Annotated in this window: 17 protein-coding genes and 1 tRNA gene; 16 read left to right on the forward strand and 2 right to left on the reverse strand. The window is 60.5% G+C overall.

Annotated elements, in window-relative coordinates; translation table 11 throughout:
• Positions 1-3: 3 nt before the first annotated feature.
• The gene (locus IG627_RS07905) at positions 4-612 is read right to left on the reverse strand and encodes a c-type cytochrome (protein WP_193191812.1); all 609 of its coding nucleotides are present in this window, start codon (positions 610-612) and stop codon (positions 4-6) included.
• Between the two features lie 177 nt (positions 613-789).
• Positions 790-1,092 (reverse strand): ribosome assembly RNA-binding protein YhbY, encoded by a 303-nt coding sequence (gene yhbY / locus IG627_RS07910; protein ID WP_193191813.1) that lies wholly within the window; start codon positions 1,090-1,092, stop codon positions 790-792.
• A gap of 135 nt (positions 1,093-1,227) precedes the next feature.
• Here yhbY and rlmE point away from each other — a divergent pair, with 135 nt between their 5' ends.
• The 16 genes from rlmE to IG627_RS07990 all read left to right on the forward strand — a co-directional run bounded on the left by rlmE (position 1,228) and on the right by IG627_RS07990 (position 18,267).
• Positions 1,228-1,848 (forward strand): 23S rRNA (uridine(2552)-2'-O)-methyltransferase RlmE, encoded by a 621-nt coding sequence (gene rlmE, locus IG627_RS07915; RefSeq protein WP_193191814.1) that lies wholly within the window; start codon positions 1,228-1,230, stop codon positions 1,846-1,848.
• A gap of 159 nt (positions 1,849-2,007) precedes the next feature.
• Positions 2,008-3,921: an ATP-dependent zinc metalloprotease FtsH gene (gene ftsH, locus IG627_RS07920; protein ID WP_193191815.1), complete on the forward strand. Its 1,914-nt coding sequence runs from the start codon at positions 2,008-2,010 to the stop codon at positions 3,919-3,921.
• 83 nt (positions 3,922-4,004) lie between these two features.
• Entirely contained in the window at positions 4,005-4,871 is an 867-nt protein-coding gene (gene folP / locus IG627_RS07925) for a dihydropteroate synthase (RefSeq protein ID WP_193191816.1), read from the forward strand.
• A gap of 54 nt (positions 4,872-4,925) precedes the next feature.
• Entirely contained in the window at positions 4,926-6,278 is a 1,353-nt protein-coding gene (gene glmM / locus IG627_RS07930) for a phosphoglucosamine mutase (protein ID WP_193191817.1), read from the forward strand.
• A 222-nt stretch (positions 6,279-6,500) separates the two neighbouring features.
• Positions 6,501-7,232: a triose-phosphate isomerase gene (gene tpiA / locus IG627_RS07935; protein ID WP_193191818.1), complete on the forward strand. Its 732-nt coding sequence runs from the start codon at positions 6,501-6,503 to the stop codon at positions 7,230-7,232.
• Positions 7,233-7,299: 67 nt separating this feature from the next.
• Positions 7,300-7,728, forward strand: coding sequence for a preprotein translocase subunit SecG (gene secG / locus IG627_RS07940; RefSeq protein ID WP_193191819.1), 429 nt, complete (start codon positions 7,300-7,302; stop codon positions 7,726-7,728).
• Between the two features lie 8 nt (positions 7,729-7,736).
• Positions 7,737-7,822: transfer RNA gene (locus IG627_RS07945), tRNA-Leu, on the forward strand.
• A gap of 472 nt (positions 7,823-8,294) precedes the next feature.
• Positions 8,295-8,804, forward strand: coding sequence for a hypothetical protein (locus IG627_RS07950; RefSeq protein WP_193191820.1), 510 nt, complete (start codon positions 8,295-8,297; stop codon positions 8,802-8,804).
• A 2-nt stretch (positions 8,805-8,806) separates the two neighbouring features.
• Positions 8,807-10,828 (forward strand): tetratricopeptide repeat protein, encoded by a 2,022-nt coding sequence (locus tag IG627_RS07955; protein ID WP_193191821.1) that lies wholly within the window; start codon positions 8,807-8,809, stop codon positions 10,826-10,828.
• On the forward strand, positions 10,825-13,968 hold the full coding sequence (locus tag IG627_RS07960) for a tetratricopeptide repeat protein (protein ID WP_319024523.1): 3,144 nt from the start codon (positions 10,825-10,827) through the stop codon (positions 13,966-13,968). Before IG627_RS07955 ends, IG627_RS07960 begins: the two co-directional genes overlap by 4 nt.
• A gap of 6 nt (positions 13,969-13,974) precedes the next feature.
• Entirely contained in the window at positions 13,975-14,574 is a 600-nt protein-coding gene (locus tag IG627_RS07965; protein WP_193191822.1) for a tetratricopeptide repeat protein, read from the forward strand.
• Positions 14,571-14,885 carry a hypothetical protein gene (locus IG627_RS07970; RefSeq protein WP_193191823.1) on the forward strand — a complete coding sequence of 105 codons (315 nt, stop codon included), beginning with the start codon at positions 14,571-14,573 and terminating at the stop codon, positions 14,883-14,885. Before IG627_RS07965 ends, IG627_RS07970 begins: the two co-directional genes overlap by 4 nt.
• A 63-nt stretch (positions 14,886-14,948) precedes the next feature.
• Positions 14,949-15,743: a MotA/TolQ/ExbB proton channel family protein gene (locus IG627_RS07975; RefSeq protein ID WP_226864838.1), complete on the forward strand. Its 795-nt coding sequence runs from the start codon at positions 14,949-14,951 to the stop codon at positions 15,741-15,743.
• Positions 15,743-16,330: an ExbD/TolR family protein gene (locus tag IG627_RS07980; protein ID WP_193191824.1), complete on the forward strand. Its 588-nt coding sequence runs from the start codon at positions 15,743-15,745 to the stop codon at positions 16,328-16,330. The genes IG627_RS07975 and IG627_RS07980 overlap by 1 nt, the downstream gene beginning before the upstream one ends.
• The gene (locus IG627_RS07985) at positions 16,327-16,881 is read left to right on the forward strand and encodes an ExbD/TolR family protein (protein WP_319024524.1); all 555 of its coding nucleotides are present in this window, start codon (positions 16,327-16,329) and stop codon (positions 16,879-16,881) included. Before IG627_RS07980 ends, IG627_RS07985 begins: the two co-directional genes overlap by 4 nt.
• A gap of 9 nt (positions 16,882-16,890) precedes the next feature.
• Positions 16,891-18,267, forward strand: a complete 1,377-nt coding sequence (locus tag IG627_RS07990) for an AgmX/PglI C-terminal domain-containing protein (protein WP_193191825.1) — start codon at positions 16,891-16,893, stop codon at positions 18,265-18,267.
• Positions 18,268-18,326: the final 59 nt, after the last annotated feature.

Raw genomic sequence — 18,326 nt, forward strand, 5'->3', positions numbered from 1 at the left:
TTCTCATTCAAGTTCGGCGAAATAGCGGGACAGGGCCCGGATTTCGTCATCGTTCAGCTTGCCGGCGATATTGGCCATAACGCCGTCCCTGTCGCCTTTGCGCCGCCCCTGTTGCCAGTCCCGCAGCTGGTTGCGCAGGTAGTCGGCCTGCTGGCCGGCGAGCCGCGGGATATCGCCCACTCCGGTACCGGAGGGGCCGTGGCAGGAGACACAGGCGGGTAACAGGCGCGGCCAGTCACCCTGGTAGGCCAGCCGCTCGGCGGGGTCTGTAAACAGTATTTTCTCACCGCGCCGCAGAATGGTGACGGGTCTCACCGACTGGGCTGCGAAGTAATTGGCCACCTGTGCCAGGGGTTCGCCTTCGATTTCCATCGCCAGTGTGTGCATGCTGACATTCCGGCGTTCGCCGACCTGGAAGTGCCTCACCTGCTCGCTGATATAGGTGGCTGACAGACCGGCAATGCGCGGCCCCAGTTTTTCAAGACCCTGACCGTAGACGCCGTGGCAGCCGGCGCAGACCTCCGCCGCGGGCGGCATGTCTGAGCTGAAACTGTTGCTGCACGGGACGGTGCCGAAAAGGCATAGATACAGGGCAACTGGGGCGGGCTTCATGGTGCATCCACTCCCTGGGGTGGTGGCGCCCGCAAAGGGCGATCGGGATCGTCGCCTAAATATTAGGAACTATTGCCGGGGGAGGAGGTGGGATGGCGTATTAATGGACTCGAAGTTTCGGTTGCACGGGAAATGGGGGCTGACCGCGACCTGGCCGCCCCGCTTTTGTCTGGCGGATCAGCGCAGTAGATTGGAGAGCCTGGCGTTGGGTTTCTTGGCCTGGCGGTAGATCAGTGCAATCTTGCCGATCTCCTGCACCAGCTCGGCGCCGCTCTGCTGGCACAGTTCGCCGATCACCTGGTGGCGCAGTTCGCGGTCGGCGATCATCAATTTGACCTTGATCAGCTCGTGATCCTCCAGCGCCCGGTCCAGCTCTTCCATGACCCCCTCGCTCAGGCCCTTGCCGGCGATGGTCACCACCGGCTTGAGGTTGTGGCCCAGGGTGCGCAGGGCTTTTTTGCGGTCGGCGGTTAAAGGCATACAATACTCCATGCCCACAATGTGGGTACCTATAAATTGTAGGAGCGGCCCATGGCCGCGATCGGAGCCGGCTATAGGCACTGATCGCGGCCATGGGCCGCTCCTACGGAGAAAATTTAGGAAGTATTGTACCCGATGGGCCGATCCAAGAGCAGCCACCGCTGGCTGCGTGAACATTTCAACGACCAGTACGTCAAACAGTCCCAGAAGGAGGGCTACCGCTCCCGTGCCAGCTACAAGCTGCAGGAACTGCAGAAGAAGGACCGGCTGTTCAAGCCGGGCATGACGGTGGTGGACCTGGGTGCGGCGCCCGGTGGCTGGTCCCAGGTGGCGGCGGAACTGGTCGGTCACAAGGGCCGGGTGCTGGCCTCCGACATACTGCCGATGGATCCCCTGGCCGGGGTCGAGTTCGTGCAGGGGGACTTTACCGAGGAGTCGGTGTTGAACCGGTTGCTCGAGCACCTCGGCGATGACATGGCGGACCTTGTGATTTCCGATATGGCCCCCAATATGAGTGGAGTGCGTGACGTGGACCAGCCGGCCTCCATGTACCTGGTGGAACTGGCGGTGGATATGGCGAGCCGGGTACTGAAACCCGGCGGCGCCTTCGTCGCCAAGGTATTCCAGGGCGAGGGTTTCGACCAGCTGATCCGCGACCTGCGCGGCAGCTACAACAGCGTTGTGACCCGCAAGCCCGGTGCATCCAGGCCCCGCTCCCGCGAGGTCTATGTGGTGGCGCGGGGCTTCAGGGGCTGACAATTGTCCGGGCCGTTTCTGGCCGCTGTCCCTTGTATGGTATAAGCGTACCTGTGACGCCGGGAGACAGGGGTGCCCTGCCTATACTGGTGTGGACGCCTGGTGTGAATGGATTTCGAAAGTGAGTGCGAAAGCGAGAGGGCTATCCCTTTGAACGATATGGCAAAGAACCTTGTACTGTGGTTGATCATCGCGGCGGTGCTGCTGATGGTGTTCCAGAACTTCAAACCGCAGTCACGGGATGAGGCGCTCAGCTATTCCGACTTTGTGCAGGATGTGCAGGCGGGCCAGGTGAAGAGTGTGCTCGTGGACGGGCTGGTGATCACCGGTGAGAAGGCCGACGGCAGCCGCTTCAAGACCATACAGCCGCAGATCATCGACGACGAGCTGACCAATGAGCTGGTGCGCAGTAATGTGCAGTTCGTCGGCCGCGAGCCCGAGTCTCCCAGTATCTGGCAACAGCTGCTGGTGGCCAGCTTCCCGATTCTGATCATCATCGCCGTGTTCATGTTCTTTATGCGCCAGATGCAGGGCGGTGCCGGCGGTCGCTCCGGCCCCATGGCCTTCGGCAAGAGCAAGGCGCGCCTGCTGGGCGAGGACCAGATCAAAACCACCTTCGCCGATGTGGCGGGCGTGGACGAGGCGAAAGAGGATGTACAGGAACTGGTGGAGTTCCTGCGTGATCCGTCCAAATTCCAGCGCCTGGGCGGTGCCATCCCCCGTGGCGTGTTGATGGCGGGTCCTCCCGGCACCGGTAAGACGCTGCTGGCCAAGGCCATCGCCGGCGAGGCCAAGGTGCCCTTCTTCTCCATTTCCGGTTCCGACTTCGTGGAGATGTTTGTCGGCGTGGGTGCCTCCCGCGTGCGCGACATGTTCGAACAGGCCAAGAAGCAGGCGCCCTGCATCATCTTTATCGACGAGATCGACGCTGTCGGTCGCCATCGCGGCGCCGGCGTTGGCGGCGGTCACGACGAGCGCGAACAGACACTCAACCAGCTGCTGGTGGAGATGGACGGTTTTGAGGGCAACGAGGGCGTGATCGTCATCGCCGCCACCAACCGCCCGGACGTGCTGGACCACGCGCTGCTGCGCCCGGGGCGCTTCGACCGCCAGGTGTTTGTCGGCCTGCCGGATATCCGCGGTCGCGAGCAGATTCTCAAGGTGCATATGCGCAAGGTGCCGGTGGACGATAAGGTATCCGCACAGACCATTGCCCGCGGCACGCCGGGTTTTTCCGGTGCCGACCTGGCCAACCTGGTCAACGAGGCAGCCCTGTTCGCCGCGCGCGCCAACCGCCGCGTAGTGACCATGGAGGAGTTCGAGCGCGCCCGCGACAAGATCATGATGGGCGCCGAGCGCAAGTCCATGGTCATGAATGAAAAGGAAAAGGTGAACACCGCCTACCACGAGGCCGGTCACGCGATTATCGGCCGCCTGGTGCCGGAGCACGACCCGGTACACAAGGTCACCATCATTCCCCGCGGCCGCGCTTTGGGTGTTACCCAGTTCCTGCCGGAAGAGGACAAGTACAGCCTGTCCAAACGCGCTATCGAGTCGCAGCTGTGTTCCCTGTTCGGCGGCCGTATCGCCGAGGAGATGACCCTGGGCCTCGACGGTGTGACCACCGGTGCCTCCAACGATATCGAGCGGGCCACCGAGCTGGCGCGCAATATGGTCACCAAGTGGGGCCTGTCCGAGAAGCTGGGCCCGCTGCACTATGGCGAGGACGAGAGCGGTCAGCCCGGTCACGGCAATCCCGTGTCTGGCAATACCTCCAATGAGATCGACACCGAAGTGCGCCGCATCATCGACAGCTGCTACGACCGCGCGCAGAAACTGCTGGAGGAGAATCGCGATATTCTCGAGGCGATGAAAGACGCGCTGATGGAATACGAGACCCTGGATGCAGAGCAGGTGGATGACCTGATGGCGCGGCGCAAGGTGCGCCCGCCGCGTGACTGGCATGACAGCGATCTCGGTTCCGGTGGCAGCGGCTCCGCCGACGACACCGACCGCGCCGCCGCCGAGGCGGACAAGGGCAACCCGGTCGGCGGCCCCCTGAACGGACACTAATAACGGAAAGATGAATGCGGAATGCTGGATGTGGAAAGGGATAGCTCCTGCCGCATTCAGCGTTCCGTTTTTTGTATCGGTCTATGAAAATTACCTGTGGCAAGCGCTCGCTCGACCTGACCCGTCCGGTCGTGATGGGCATTCTCAATACCACCCCTGACTCCTTTTCCGACGGCGGCAGCTACTTTGCCAGTGGTGCCCTGGATCTGGATCTGGCACTGCGGCGCGCGGAGCAGATGCTGGGTGAGGGCGCGGCCATCATCGATGTCGGCGGCGAGTCCACCCGCCCCGGTGCCGCCCCCGTGTCCGAGCAGGAGGAGCTGGAGCGGGTGGTGCCGGTAGTTGAGGCCATCAATGCCAATCTGGACGCGCTCGTCTCCGTCGATACCAGCACGCCGGCGGTCATTTCCGCAGCGGCTGCGGCCGGCGCCGGCCTGATCAACGATGTGCGCGCCCTGGAGCGCCCGGGTGCGCTGGAGGCCGCGGCGGCCACCGATCTGCCCGTGTGCCTGATGCATATGCAGGGTCAGCCCGGCAATATGCAGCGGGACCCGCACTACGACGATGTGGTGGCAGAAGTGGGCGCTTACCTGCTCGATCGTATGGAAGCCTGCAGGGCTGTGGGTATCGACTGCGAGCGGATCATCTTCGATCCCGGTTTTGGCTTCGGCAAAAATGACGAACACCACCTGGCACTGCTGCGGAACCTGGCTTTCTTTGGCAAATTGGGGAATGGGTCGCCATCGGATATCCCACTGTTGGTGGGGGTATCGCGCAAGTCGATGGTCGGCCGACTGCTGAACCGCGAAGTGCACGAGCGTCTTCCTGGCAGCCTGGCCCTGGCGATGCTGGCGGCACAGCGCGGGGCCAGGATTCTGCGCGTGCACGACGTCGCCGCCACGGTGGATGTGCTCAAGATGCAGCAGTTGGTAGACAACCCGAGTCAATGATGGGTAAAGGCGCGCGACGGCCTGCCCATCAATAAGGAACGAGAGAAGTAAAAAATGGCGAGACAATATTTTGGCACTGACGGCATCCGCGGGCGCGTGGGTGAGGGGGTAATTACTCCAGACTTTATGCTGCGCCTCGGCTATGCCGCCGGCAAGGTGCTGGGTGACATGGCCGGCAGCAAGCGCCCCGGTCGCCCGAGGATCCTGATCGGCAAGGACACCCGGGTGTCCGGCTATATGTTCGAGGCGGCACTGGAAGCGGGATTGATCAATGCCGGTGTCGACGTGGGCCTGTTGGGCCCCATGCCCACCCCGGCCATCGCCTACCTGACGCGCACCTTCCACGCTCAGGCGGGCATCGTTATCAGCGCTTCCCACAACCCTTACCAGGACAACGGCATCAAGTTCTTCAGCGCCGAGGGCAGCAAGCTGCCGGACCAGGTGGAGCTGGAGATAGAAGCGGCACTGGACCTGCCGATGACAACCTCGCCCAATCTGGGCAAGGCCTGGCGTATCGACGACGCCGCCGCGCGCTATATCGAATTTTGCAAGGCCTCCACTCCCTGGGGCTTCTCCCTCGATGGGCTCAAACTAGTGCTGGACTGCGCCAACGGCGCCACCTATCACATAGCGCCCAAGGTGTTCCGCGAGCAGGGGGCCGAGGTCACCACCATCGGCGTCAGCCCCGACGGTCTCAATATCAACCTGGAGTGCGGCTCCACCAAGCCCCAGCAGCTGCAACAGGCAGTGCGGGAGCGCGGCGCCGACCTGGGCATCGCCTTCGATGGCGATGGCGACCGGGTGCTCTTCGTCGACAGGGATGGCGAGCTGATCGACGGCGACCAGCTATTGTTTATGATCGCCATGCACCGCCAGCAGTTTCTCGGCGGCTGCAACGGCGTGGTCGGCACGCTGATGAGCAACTATGGTTTCGAGCTGGCCCTGCGCGAGCGCAAGATTCCCTTCGAGCGCGCCAAGGTGGGTGACCGCTACGTGCTGGAGAAGATGCACGCCAACGGCTGGACCCTGGGTGGCGAATCCTCGGGCCATATCATCTGTGCCGATGCCACCACCACCGGTGACGGCATAGTGTCCGCGCTGCAGGTGTTGCGCGCCGTCTGTGACTTTGACGAGCCCTTGCACCAGCTGAAGACGCGCATGAAAATGCTGCCCCAGCATATGATCAATGTGCGTCTGGCCCATCGCGACGGGGTGCTGGACCACGCGGATGTAAAGGCCGCGGTCAGCGAGGCGGAAGGCCAGCTGGCGGACAGCGGCCGGGTGCTGTTGCGCCCGTCTGGCACCGAACCGCTGATCCGGGTCATGGTCGAGGGGCGGGATGGCGCACAGGTGGAGCAGCTGGCCAAGCAGATCTCCATTGTCGTCGAGCGGGTTGGGAATGAATGATGAAGGCGGAATGATGAATGCGGAATACGCGCGCCGACTCCGTGCTGTAGGAGCGGCCGCTGGCCGCGATTGAGCCTTAGGCAGCCCCCAATTTTTGGGCGCGGCCGCGAAGCTTCCCGATAGCAGTGAGCCACTCCGCGAATTCCGCATTCATCATTCATCATTCCGCATTTACATTCCCCGACAATATCGCTAAGATTTGCGCCCCTTGAAGGAGCACACATGCGCACACCGCTGGTAGCAGCTAACTGGAAAATGAACGGCAGCCGAGCGTTCGCCGAACAGTTTTTCACCGCCCTCGATCTGCAGGGCTCTGGCTGCGAGGTGGTCATCTGTCCTCCTTATCCCTACCTGCCATTGGTGGCGGAAAAGGCGGGGGCCGGTTTCTCCACCGGGGCTCAGAGCCTCAGTGAAGAGTCGTCCGGGGCCTATACCGGCGAGGTGTCCGCGGATATGCTGCTGGACTGGAGCGTTCGCTATGCGATAGTGGGGCACTCGGAACGTCGCAGCCTCTATGGCGAGAGCAGTGCGCTGGTGGCGCGCAAGTTTGTCGCTGCCAAATCGGCCGGGTTGATTCCGATCCTGTGTGTGGGGGAAACCCTGCAGGAGCGGGAAGAGGGGCGCACGCTGGATGTGGTTGCCGCCCAGTTGCAGGCGGTCTCAGAGGCCGCTGGCGATGATGTCTGGAGTCGTGCCGTGATCGCCTACGAGCCGGTCTGGGCCATAGGTACCGGTAAAACGGCCACGCCGGAGCAGGCGCAGCAGGTGCATGGATTTATCCGCGAGCAACTTGGCGAAACCGGTGCCGCGGTGCAGATCCTGTACGGAGGCAGTGTGAAAGCCGCCAACGCCGAAGCGCTGTTTGCCCAGGTGGATATAGATGGCGCCCTCGTGGGTGGAGCCTCGCTGGATGCGGAAGAATTCAGCAGAATTTGTCACGCCGCCGACCGCTGATCCGGCAGCGGAATTAGAGAATACTGAATAACGGGTTCACGGAACCCCGGTAGAGAGTTTCCAGAAAATGGAAAAATTGGTTTTAATCGTACATATACTGACTGCGCTGAGTATCATCGGCTTGATTCTGCTGCAGCAGGGCAAGGGTGCGGAAGCGGGTGCCTCCTTTGGCGCCGGCGCCTCCCAGACTGTATTCGGCAGCCAGGGTAGCGGTAACTTCTTCTCGCGCCTGACCGCCATCATGGCTACCGTGTTTTTCGTGACCAGTCTCGGCCTGGCTCTGCTGGCCAAGCAGGGTGCCGAAACAGATATCGATGCCGACCTTCCGCAGATCCCTGAGGCGATTGAGCAACCGCTGCCGGGCGAATTGCCGCAAATCGACGGCGATGACATCCCGCAGCTGGATGCGCAGCCCGAGGCGAGCGACATTCCGGAGGTTCCGGCAACGGAAGAAGATACTGGCGAGATCCCGGTCGAGGGAGACGAGCAGCAGTAACAGTTTTTGCCCAGGTGGTGGAATTGGTAGACACGCTATCTTGAGGGGGTAGTGGCCTATGGCCGTGCGGGTTCAAGTCCCGCCCTGGGCACCATTTTAGAAGGCACTCGCGAAAGCGGGTGCCTTTTTTTGTTGCCATTGAGCGACCTCGGAATCCGGTTGCCGTGTGTGCGGTTACTCCGCGGACATGCAGCGACAATCTCTTCTTCTTCCCGACTGCAGCGTGCGTGTCGACCCTGTGACTGTTGGCGAACGCAATTCACATTTTTGGAAAGTCCTGCTGGCTAACTGCGCACGCGATCACTGTTTCGGGTCGTCGTGCATGCCATGTCGCTGCAATTAACCCCCCTCAATCTATCTCCCGCTAAAACTCTCTCCGCGTTCGCGGAAAAAACCGCTGGGCCGGGATGCTTGAGATTTGACCTGTCTCACATTTGGCCGCACCCGGATTGCAATACAATCCCGCTGACTGAAAGTCCCTTGTCTACAGGTGTTTCCCGACGGTCGGGGTCTGGCTGTGGCGTCGCCGGCGCTCATTGTTAGGGGTAGGGTTAGAGGTAGGTAATATGGTCAGAATTCTACAGTTAACAATTTTGCTGCTGCTGGCGGGTATTGTTAATGCGCAAAGTGTCAGTCGCGGTGAGATTCGCGGTCTCGATGAGCAGATCCAGGATGTCAAAAAAGACGTGATCGATCTGACGGCCGAACTGACGCAGCTGGAGGAAAAATTACTCTTTCCATCCAATACCCAGGTCTCATTTTTTGTTTCTTTTGCAGATGCGCAACTATTTGACCTGGAGGCGGTGCAGCTCAAGCTGAACGATGAAATCGTTGCCCACCATCTCTATACCTTCCGCGAAATTGAGGCGCTGCAGAAGGGTGGGGTACAACGTATCTACACGGGCAATGTGCAAACCGGGAGCCATCCGCTCGAAGTGAGCTTTATAGGCAAGTCGCCTGCGGGCAAAGAGCACCGGGCCAATGCCAGCTACCGGGTAGACAAAGCCGTAGGGCCCAAGTTTGTCGAAATCAAAATTGCCGGGGCAGAGTCCGCGATTAATTTCAAGGACTGGTAACCATGTACCTCCGACTGGTATCTGCATTGCGCGGCGCTGTTCCGGTTTCGCTGCTGGCATTCGTCCCTGCGCTGGCTCTGCTGTGCAGCCCCGCCGCAGTTGGAGATGACGGGAAAGACGAGCTCGAGGATCTCTTCTTCGGCGAGGCCATGTTCCAGGCCTACCAGGAGAATTTTTTCGACGCCATTGTCGACCTGGATGCCGAGCTGGATCAGTACCGCCGACTGGATGAGCCGGAACTCGATCCTTTTAGCGCGCACCTGGGGCAGGCCGAATTTTCCGTCGGTGACCTGGAACTCTCCTACCGCATGCACCGCGAGGCCGGTCGCGCCATCGAAGCGGTGCTGAAAGGCAATGTGCCGCAACCGGTGCGCAACGAGGCCGCCTATCGCCTGGCGAAAATCCACTACCACAAACAGCAGCCCAGCAATGCCCTGCACGCCCTGGACATGATCGAGGGGCGGGTGCCGGAACGGGTGCGCGCCGAGGAGCAGTTTCTGCGCGCGCGGGTTTACATGGAGCTGGGCCGCTTTGAGGAGGCAGTGGAACTGCTGCGGGACCTGAAAGGCGAGGAGTCACTGGACGGATTTGTGCAGTACAACCTGGGTATTGCGCAGCTCAAGTCGGGGCAGGAGGAGCGCGGTATCCTCGAATTGACCTCCCTGGGCAAAAACCGCAGTTCCGATACCGCCAGGCAGGCACTCTACGACAAGACCAACCTGTTGCTGGGCTCGCACCTGATGGAAGCCGGCCAGCTGGAGCTGGCCAGACCCTATTTCGACAGGGTGAATCTGGAGGGTCCCTTTTCCAACCGCGCCCTGCTCGGCGCCGGCTGGGTGGAAGCCAAAGCCGGGCGCTACGACCGCGCCCTGGTTCCCTGGAAGCTGCTGCAGGATCGCAAGAACACCAATGAATCGGTGCACGAGGCGATGCTCGCGGTGCCCTATGCCTACGGCAAATTGGACGTGCACAGTACCGCGGCGATTAACTACGGTCGCGCGCTGGAGTCTTTCGGCAATGAAATCGACACCCTGAGCGCATCTATCAAGAGTATTCGCGAGGGGAAATTTCTCGAGGCGCTGCGCCGCAAGGAGGCCGCCCAGGTGAAAAACTGGGTGGTGGCACTGCGCAAACTGCCCGACGCGCCGGAAACCCACTACCTGCTCGACCTGATGGCGTCCAACGACTATCAGGAATTCCTGCGCAATTACCGCGATCTCAATGACCTGTTCGAACGCAACGAAGAGTGGCTCGACAGCCTGTCGGCCTACGAAGACATTATCGAATTGCGCCGCGCCTACTACGAACCGCTGCTGCCGGGCCTGGATAAGAGGTTCCGCGAGCTGGACGCGCGCATCAAGCTGCGCATAGAGCAGCGCGACCGGTTTGCCAGCCGCATAGAACAGATGCTGGTCACCCGCCGCCCCGAGCACCTGGCGAAAGCCGAAGAACAGGAGGCGCGCCTGCAGCTGCAAAGCCTGCGCAAGCTGATGGCAAAAAGTCCGGGCGGTTTTACCGCGGCCACGCAACGGCGGGTTGCACGTCTCGATGGTGTGCTCGACTGGCGCCTGGCAACAGAGTACGACCATCGCCTGACGGAAGCCTACAAGCACCTGCAGGAATTGAATGCAGAAATTGAGCAGCTGCAGACTGTCTATCAATCCTACGTGCGCAGTCGCCAGGCGGCTACGCACAGCTACATCGGCTACAACGACACCATTCGCCGCCTGCGCGCCCAGATTCAGAACACCCAGGGGCGGTTGGATACGCTGATGGCACGGCAGGGCAATATGCTGGAAACCCTCGCGGTCAATGAACTGGACCGCCGCCGCACACAATTGGAGAGCTACCAGATCAAAGCCCGTTTCGCCCTGGCGGACAGCTTCGATCGCGCCAACGAACTGCAGGAAGAGCGCGCCGACCAGATGAAGGTAGAACAGCACCGCGCCAACCAGCCAGAGCCGCTGCCGCAGGACAACCCGCCGGAACTTGAAGCGCCGCAGAAAGACGGGGGTGAACAGTGAAGCCCTTTAACGAGCGCGCCCCGATGAATGCCGTCGTGGTGCGGCGCTGTGCCACCGCTGCCTCCATGGCACTGCTGCTTAACGCCTGCGCGGTCAATAGCGGCAAGACCATCGGCAGCCTGCAGAAAGTCGATATCGAGATCAAAGAGGAGTATATCGACGGCAGCCTGGAGAAGGCCCTGGCCAGTTACCAGAAGTATCTGCAGGAGACACCGGAAACCAGCCTGACACCGGAGGCGATGCGGCGCATAGCCGATCTGAAGATAAAACAGGCGCACCGGGCTGAAGATGCGGCCTTTGACGGGGCTGTCAGTGCGGCGGCGGGCAGCGGTGCGGTGGTTGCCATCGATGCGGAAAGCAGCGAGCAGGCGAACAGACTGGATGCGCCAACCCGCGCCAGTGCGCCCCTGGCTACCGCGCAGGCCGCTTCAGCGAGCAGCATAGCCAGCAGCGGACAGGAGTCGGATCGGGATTTCGAGGCCCGCGCCAGCGCCAGTATCGATATCGCCGCGGACGAAACAGTGCTGGAAATGCCGGGAGACAACCCCGACGCAATGCTGTCCGCCAATGCGCGTGAGGCCATCGGCCTGTACCGGGACCTGTTGGCCAAGTACCCGCTGTACGATCGCAACGACCAGGTGATGTACCAGCTGTCCCGCGCCTACGAGGAAACCGGGCAGATAGACGCGGCCGTGGACGTGTTGCGGCAACTGGTAGCCAAGTATCCGGATTCACGACATATCGACGAATCCTATTTCCGCCTCGGCGAATACTATTTCACGCGCAAGAAATACCTGGATGCGGAGGAGGCCTACGGCAAGGTCATCGGAATAGGTGTCGGTTCCAGTTTCTATGAGCTGGCGCTATACAAGCGCGGCTGGTCCCTGTTCAAGCAGGAAATGTACGAGATGGCGCTGAACGACTATGTCGCCATGCTCGATTACAAGGTCTCCCAGGGCTACGATTTCGAGCAGCAGACCAATGACGTCGAGCGCAAGCATGTCGAGGACACCTTCCGCGTCGTCAGCCTGAGTTTCTCTTATCTTGGTGGTGCCGAGTCGATCGCGGACTATTTCTCCCGCAACGGCCAGCGCCAGTACGAATCCATGGTGTACAGTCACCTGGGTGAATACTACCTGGACAAGCGCCGCTACCAGGACGCGGCCGAGTCTTACAACGCCTTTGTGCAGCTCAATCCGCTGCACAAGGTGTCCGCGGATTTCTCCATCCGCGTGATCGAGATTTACAAAAAAGGCGGCTTTCCCAAGCTGGTTCTCGACGCCAAGAAAGAATTCGCCACTACCTATGCGCTCAATGCACAATACTGGTCCGTATTCGATATCAACGAATACGGCGAAGTGGTCGAATTCCTGCAGAGCAACCTGATCGACCTGGCGGGCCACTATCACGCCGCCTACCAGAACAAAAAGCTCAAGGACAAGAAGGCGGAGCACTACCGGGAGGCGATCCATTGGTACCGCAGCTACCTGCAGTCCTTCAGTGACAAGCCGCGCGCGCCTGAGATCAACTACCAGCTCGCCGGGCTGATGCTGGAAAACCGCGATTTTCACGGCGCGGCGCTGGAGTATGAGCGCACAGCCTATGAGTATCCCGCGCACAAGGACTCCAGCGAGGCCGGCTATGCCGCTGTCTACGCCTATCGCGAGCACCTTGCGAATAACTTCAAGAGCGCGGAGGCGACACAACGCGCTCCGTTGCTGCGGGAGATCATCCGCTCCTCGCTTACTTTTGCCGAAACCTTCCCGGATCACGGTAAGGCGCCGCAGATTATGGTGGGCGCGGTCGAGGATCTCTATGGTCTCAAGGACTTCCCGCAGACGATCCACAACGGCAGGCAGCTGCTGGAGAAATTCCCTGCTGCGGAACAGGAGATCCGCCGCTCCGCGTGGATGCTGGTGGCCCACGCCTCCTTCGATACGGAGGCCTTCGTCGATGCCGAAGCCGCTTACGGCGAGGCCCTGGTGCTGACCGCGGTGGACGCCAAGGACAGGAGTGGCCTGGTAGATAACCTGGCGGCATCCATTTACCAGCAGGGCGATCTGGCACGCAAGCAGGAGGACCACTCCACCGCGGCCAGTCACTTCCTGCGCATTCGCAAGGCGGCTCCCGGAGCCAGCCTACTGGCAACTGCCGAGTACGATGCAGCGGCCTCGCTGATTGTGCTGCAGGACTGGACACAGGCGGCGACGGTGTTGAACGGCTTCCGCCAGAATTTTCCGCAACACAAGCTGATCAAGGATGTCACCAAGAAGCTCGCCGTGGTCTACCAGGAGAGTGGCGAACTGTTACTGGCGGCGGCGGAATTCGAGCGCATAGAGCGGGAGTCGGATGATGACGATGTTCGCCGCGAGGCGCTCACCCAGGCTGCCGATCTCTACGGCGCAGCCAAAGACAATGATAAAGCCCTGAAAGTGTTGCGCCGCTACGTGAAGCTCTTCCCCAGCCCGATGGAGCCGGCGCTGGAAACACGACAGAAAATCGCCGATCTGTACAAGGCGTCCGGGGAGCATAAGCGCTATCTGGATGAGCTGCGGGAAATGGTGCGCATAGAGCTGCGCGGCGGTAATGCGCGCAACGACCGCACCCGCTACCTGGCAGGCAATGCGGCGCTGTTGCTGGCCGAACCCAGTTTCGATGCCTTTACCCAGGTTCGCCTGGTCGCGCCGCTCGAGCGTAACCTGAATGAGAAGCGCCGGCGCATGAAGGCCGCCATCAGTGTCTATTCTGACCTGATCGATTACCAGGTTGCGGATGTGACCGCGGCTGCGACCTTTTACCTGGCGGAAATCTACTTACATTTCAGTCAGTCGCTGAAGGAATCGGAGCGACCCACCAATCTGAGCGCGCTGGAACTCGAGGAGTATGAGTTGGCGCTGGAAGAGCAGATCTACCCGTTCGAGGAAAAGGCTATCTCGGTTCACGAAAAGAATGTCGAACTGCTGGGCGTCGGCATCTACAACGCCTGGATAGACAGGAGTATCGGCAAGCTCGCCGGCCTGGTGCCGGCGCGCTATGCGCGGGCAGAAGAGGCCGGCGATTACTTGCAGAGCATAGTGCCTATGGCACCAGCGGCGGAGCAGGCCAGTGCCGGCAGTACGCTTTCCGGCGGTGAGGGGTAAAGGAACATGAGGGTATTTTCCGGGGGAGAGTTACTGAAAAAACTGGCGGTGCTGTCGCTGTCTCTGCTGCTGGCCTCCTGTGCCAGCACGCCGACAGGTGGCGGCAGGGTCTCCGATTACTCCTCGGTGCGCGTGTCCGGCAGTATCAACCGGGACTTTGAGCGCTCTCTGGAGTATCTGCGCGAGGAAAATTTTACTGCTGCAATAGAGCTACTGCAGTCAGTTGTGGAGCGCGAAAAGCGGCTGCCGGCGCCTTACATCAATCTCGGTATCGCCCATTACAAGAGTGGCGACGAGAAAAATGCAGAGGAGGCATTCCTGCAGGCGCTGGAGATTGATCCGCAGCACGCGGTGGCGACCAACGAGCTGGCGGTTCTGTATCGCAAGCAGGGCCGCTTCGCCGAAGCCAGGAAAATTTATGTGAATGCACTGGCAAAAAATCCAGATTACCTGCCGCTGGTGAAAAATCTCGGCATATTGTGTGATCTCTATCTGCAAGATCTCCAGTGCGCTCTGGCACAATTCGAGCAGTACCTGAGTCTGGATCCGGACGACAAAGACGTCGCCATCTGGATGGCCGATCTCAAAAGGAGGGCGGGGCAATGAAATCATTGAATTTCAAAGTCGCCATCTCACTGGCTATTTCTCTCTGGCTGTCAGCTTCTGTCGCAGGAGCACAGACCGAAAAGGCAGAAGAGAAAAAAGTGGATAACCAGGTCAAGGAGCTGTCGGGCATCTCGATTATCGGCAATAAGGAAGCGCCCAAGTCGCTCTACATAGTGCCATGGAAGAGCTCCGAAGTGGGTGTCGAGAGCGACCTTGTCTCCAGCCTGATGGATGACAAGCTGAAGCCCCTGGACAAAGAAGTTTTTATGCGCGAGCTGGATTTTTACGAGTTGAGTCTGTCCGGCGACTGAGCCTGGCATTCTGAATCGATTTATTGACACAAATTACCGCAGTATTTTCTAAGAGGGTTTGTAATGGACTTTTTCAATAGCGTAATCGCGTTCTTCCAGACAGGTGGTACTTTCATGTATCCCATTCTGGTGGTGGCCGCCCTGGGTATCGCGGTGGCGACAGAGCGCTATATCCGCCTGATCTACGAGCGCCATACCAACCGCGCCATGTGGGACAAGCTGCAGCCGGTATTGGCCTCCGGCGATTTCGACCGCGCGCGGAACCTGGTCAAGCAGGACAACTCCAGCGTCAGCAAGCTGCTGTCCATGGGGCTCGCTCGCCAGGGCACGGTGCGTCGTCGTGAGGATATCGAGATCGCGATGGAAGAGAGCATGATGGAAATTATTCCGCAGCTCGAAAAACGCACGCCCTATGTGGCCCTCTTCTCCAATATCGCCACTCTGCTCGGCCTGCTGGGTACCATCATGGGCCTGATCGAGGCCTTTACTGCGGTGGCCAATGCCAATCCGGCGGAGAAGGCCGACCTGCTGTCTGCCAGTATTTCCGTCGCCATGAACACCACCGCCTTCGGCCTGATGACTGGTATCCCCCTGCTGATCGTGCACGCGCTGCTTAACTCCTTGACCGGCGAAATCATCGACAGCCTGGAAATGGCCTCGGTCAAGGCGCTGAACCTGATCTCCACCTCCACCCGCCGTCGCCACGAAATCGACGCTGCCCCGGCTACGGATGCTAAAGAAGACGATGAGTCTTCCACTGCGGATGCAGATGTCGACAACGCTTCCATCGATGAGAGTCCGACGGGGGAATCCACTGCAACTGAAGCTGCCGAAGACCAGCAAGTGGAAAAAGTGTAATGAGAAGGCGGCGCCAAGGGAGAAACAAAGAAGCTCCGGAGCTGGATATCACCGCCTTCCTGAACCTGATGGTGGTGCTGGTGCCCTTCCTGCTGGTGTCGGCGGTCTTCTCGCGGGTCACCATCCTGGAACTGAATATGCCGAGTGGTGCCGGTGGCGGCGCTCCGGACGACCCCCAGGTTACCGTGGAAGTGGTGGTACGCAAGGACGCTCTGGAAATCAGCGACGGCGAGAAGGTGATCGCGCGCTTTGCAAACCTGAATGTGGCCGAGCCGGGCGAAGGGGCCGAGACGCCGGCGGATGCTGCCGAAGCAGCAGAGCCGGAAGGGCTGGTGGTGCTTCCCACCGAAGAGGTATACGACCTGAATAAGTTGGGCCGCTTTCTGCTCCAGATCAAAGGCAGCTACCCGGAAAAAACCGATTCCATCCTGCTGATGGAACCGGATATTGCCTATGAGCACCTGGTCGGTGTGATGGATGCCGTGCGCGGGGTCGATGTGCGTGAGGAAGGCAGTGATCCCGATGACCCGGAGGCCGTTGAGCACGTTGTACTTTTCCCGGATATATCCATAGGAGATGCGCCGTGAAGCGTGAAAGCCGACGCATGAAGCGCATGGCGCGGAGCCACAAGCGCAAGAAAACTTCGGGGATGAACCTGACTTCGCTGATGGATGTATTCACCATCCTGGTGTTCTTCCTGCTGACCAACACCTCCAGCAACGAAGCGCTGGAGCCTCCAAAGGCGATTACCCTGCCTGACTCGGTGGTGGAGACCAAGCCGCGGGAAACTGTAACCCTGATGGTGACGGACAAGGAAATACTCGTTGAATCCACCTCGGTCATTGCCACCGAAGAAGTGCTCAGCAGTGAGGAAAACATTATCGAGGCCATCAAGCAGGCGATGATCGCAGAATTGGACAAGGCGCTGCTCGTTGCCAATGCGGATGACGCTGCAGCGGTGGCTGGAGAAGAGGGCGCCACCGAGGGCGAGCTACAGGAGCAGCTGCCGCCGGAAGTGAATATTCTCGCCGACAGGACCATTCCGTTCAGCTTGCTCAAGAAAGTGATGTCCAGCTGTACAGATGCGGGCTACACCAAAGTTTCCCTGGCGGTCATTCAGAAAGCATCTCAAGGTTAATGGAAGTTTGTGAGTAATTTTCTTCAACTACAGCAAGCGGTCAGCGGCGAGCTGGAATCGGTTCGCCGGCGCCTGCACCTGCTCGAGGGCGAGCAGCGGGAGATCGATGCCAAACTGGATGAGCTGCGCAAGGACGGGAGCAAGCACCAGCTGCTCGACGAGATTTCGGACCGTCTCAACAGGCTGGAAGAAGCCGGTGCAGGTGAACTCTTCTGGGCGGAAGACTACCGCGAGGACTCGTCCAAGGTAGTCATTCGCCGCATCCAGCATACGGTCAGTATCTACAATGCGAATCTCGATCTCCTGCTGGAGCGCCGTCGCAGGGTGTGCGAGAAGGTCGAGGATTGCGAGGATGAGATCTTCGCGCTGGACGAGCGCGCCGAGAACCTGCGCCGCGAGCAGGAAGAATCCCGCTTCGAGTTCGAGGTAACGCGCGAGTTCGAAACGCCGGAATACCGGCCCATGGTGATGCCCTGGCACACCCAGGGCGAAGACGAGCGTCGCTTCCGCCGCTGTTTGTTCGCCTCACTGCTGATAGCGCTTTTTCTCGGCTATATGGTGCCGCTGTGGACCCTGCCCGAGCCGGACAAGGATGAAGTGGTGGAGATTCCCGAGCGCCTGGCCAAGCTGGTGATCGAGAAGAAGACCAAGCCCAAGCCGCCGCCGGAGCCGGAGAAGCCCAAGCCGAAGAGCGAGGAGAAGAAGCCCGAGCCCAAGCAGCAGGTGGCCAAGCAGGATCCCAAGCCGACCAAGGCGGAGAAAAAGGATGCGCGCAAGAAAGCCGAGCGCGCGGGAGTTCTGGCCTTCAAGGACAATTTCCAGGATCTGATCGAGGACGACCTGGACAACCGTCTCGGCCAGCAGACCCAGCTCAGCACCGCGGGCAAGAAGGAGAACCGCAGTCAGCGTTCCCTTATCACTGCGGCCGCTAAAGCCGGCAGTGGTGGTATCAATACCGCCGAACTCAGCCGCAACGCGGGTGGTACCGGTACGGCGCTGGCTGGCGTGGCCTTCTCCCGGGTGGAGAGCTCCATCGGTACCGAGGGTGACTTTGCCGGCGAGGACCGGCCGCTCAGTGATGGTGTGGGCCCGTCCCGTACCGACGAGGAGATCCAGATCGTTTTCGACCGCTACAAGGCCGCGCTGTATCGCATCTACAACCGCGAACTGCGCAACAACCCGGCGCTGCAGGGCAAGATGGTCCTGAAGATCACCATCGAACCGGACGGCTCCGTATCCCTGGCCAAGGTCGAGTCCAGCGATATGGATTCGCCGGCGCTGAACACCAAGATCCTGATGCGGGTGAAGCGGTTCAACTTCGGTGCCAAGGCCGGTGTGCCGACCATCACCATTCTCTACCCGATCGACTTCCTGCCTGCGGCCTAGTGCCGCACCGGGCCGCCCCCCCCCCCGGGGGGGGGGGGACAGACAGGGGGGGGCCAGGG

Origin of the sequence: Microbulbifer taiwanensis, assembly GCF_014904815.1 — a bacterium.
GTDB lineage: Bacteria > Pseudomonadota > Gammaproteobacteria > Pseudomonadales > Cellvibrionaceae > Microbulbifer > Microbulbifer taiwanensis.

What these genes read in the sequence shown, in the direction of transcription:
- IG627_RS07905 (WP_193191812.1), bottom strand. Translation starts at nt 612, where the DNA reads ATGAAGCCCGCCCCAGTTGCCCTGTATCTATGCCTTTTCGGCACCGTC.
- yhbY (WP_193191813.1), bottom strand. Translation starts at nt 1,092, where the DNA reads ATGCCTTTAACCGCCGACCGCAAAAAAGCCCTGCGCACCCTGGGCCAC.
- rlmE (WP_193191814.1), top strand. Translation starts at nt 1,228, where the DNA reads ATGGGCCGATCCAAGAGCAGCCACCGCTGGCTGCGTGAACATTTCAAC.
- ftsH (WP_193191815.1), top strand. Translation starts at nt 2,008, where the DNA reads ATGGCAAAGAACCTTGTACTGTGGTTGATCATCGCGGCGGTGCTGCTG.
- folP (WP_193191816.1), top strand. Translation starts at nt 4,005, where the DNA reads ATGAAAATTACCTGTGGCAAGCGCTCGCTCGACCTGACCCGTCCGGTC.
- glmM (WP_193191817.1), top strand. Translation starts at nt 4,926, where the DNA reads ATGGCGAGACAATATTTTGGCACTGACGGCATCCGCGGGCGCGTGGGT.
- tpiA (WP_193191818.1), top strand. Translation starts at nt 6,501, where the DNA reads ATGCGCACACCGCTGGTAGCAGCTAACTGGAAAATGAACGGCAGCCGA.
- secG (WP_193191819.1), top strand. Translation starts at nt 7,300, where the DNA reads ATGGAAAAATTGGTTTTAATCGTACATATACTGACTGCGCTGAGTATC.
- IG627_RS07950 (WP_193191820.1), top strand. Translation starts at nt 8,295, where the DNA reads ATGGTCAGAATTCTACAGTTAACAATTTTGCTGCTGCTGGCGGGTATT.
- IG627_RS07955 (WP_193191821.1), top strand. Translation starts at nt 8,807, where the DNA reads ATGTACCTCCGACTGGTATCTGCATTGCGCGGCGCTGTTCCGGTTTCG.
- IG627_RS07965 (WP_193191822.1), top strand. Translation starts at nt 13,975, where the DNA reads ATGAGGGTATTTTCCGGGGGAGAGTTACTGAAAAAACTGGCGGTGCTG.
- IG627_RS07970 (WP_193191823.1), top strand. Translation starts at nt 14,571, where the DNA reads ATGAAATCATTGAATTTCAAAGTCGCCATCTCACTGGCTATTTCTCTC.
- IG627_RS07975 (WP_226864838.1), top strand. Translation starts at nt 14,949, where the DNA reads ATGGACTTTTTCAATAGCGTAATCGCGTTCTTCCAGACAGGTGGTACT.
- IG627_RS07980 (WP_193191824.1), top strand. Translation starts at nt 15,743, where the DNA reads ATGAGAAGGCGGCGCCAAGGGAGAAACAAAGAAGCTCCGGAGCTGGAT.